Source organism: Streptomyces chilikensis (assembly GCF_001642695.1).
Taxonomy (GTDB): Bacteria; Actinomycetota; Actinomycetes; order Streptomycetales; family Streptomycetaceae; genus Streptomyces; species Streptomyces chilikensis.
This window is the reverse complement of record NZ_LWCC02000128.1, coordinates 1-799: the sequence shown is the minus strand read 5'-3', so window position 1 is coordinate 799 and position 799 is coordinate 1. Positions and strand designations below refer to the sequence as shown.

Here is a 799-nt window from a genome sequence, read left to right as displayed (position 1 = left end):
GACCGGCTCCCGCCAGCGCCGCGCGGATGACGCGCTGCTGCGACGGCCCGTTCGGCGCGGTCAGCCCGTTGCTCGCGCCGTCCTGGTTGACCGCCGAGCCGCGCACGACCGCCAGCACCTGGTGACCGTTGCGGCGCGCGTCCGAGAGCCGCTCGACCAGCAGTACGCCCACGCCTTCGCCCCAGCCGGTGCCGTCCGCGTCGTCGGAGAACGACTTGCAGCGACCGTCGAACGCAAGGCCGCCCTGGCGGCTGAACTCGGCGAACGTCGTCGGCGTGGCCATGACGGTCACACCGCCCGCCAGGGCCATGTCGCACTCGCCGGAACGCAGCGCCTGGATGGCCCAGTGCAGGGCGACCAGCGACGAGGAGCACGCCGTGTCCACCGTCACCGCCGGCCCCTCGAGCCCCAGTGCGTACGCCACCCGGCCCGAGACAACGCTGCCCGCGTTACCCGTTCCGAGGTAACCCTCGGCAGTCTCCACGCCCGACACCTGAGTGACGTAGTCGTGGTACATGAGGCCGGCGAAGACGCCGGTGCGGCTCCCGCGCAGGGACGTCGGGTCAAGACCTGCGCGCTCCAGCGCCTCCCACGAGGCCTCGAGCAGCAGGCGCTGCTGCGGGTCCATCGCCAGCGCCTCACGCGGGCCGATGCCGAAGAAGTCGGCGTCGAACTCGCCCGCGTCGTAGAGGAAACCGCCTTCCGGCGCACGACCCTCTCCGACGTTGAGGTCCCAGCCGCGGTTGGTGGGGAAGGTGGAGATGCCGTCGGTGGCGGTGGTGACGAGGTTCCAGAGGTC

Annotated in this window: 1 protein-coding gene; it reads right to left on the bottom strand. The window is 72.0% G+C overall.

The genetic code is table 11. The features are described 5' to 3' along the window. Positions 1-799: beta-ketoacyl synthase N-terminal-like domain-containing protein (locus A2U95_RS26495; RefSeq protein WP_166027571.1), on the bottom strand; the 799-nt coding region annotated here is incomplete at both ends.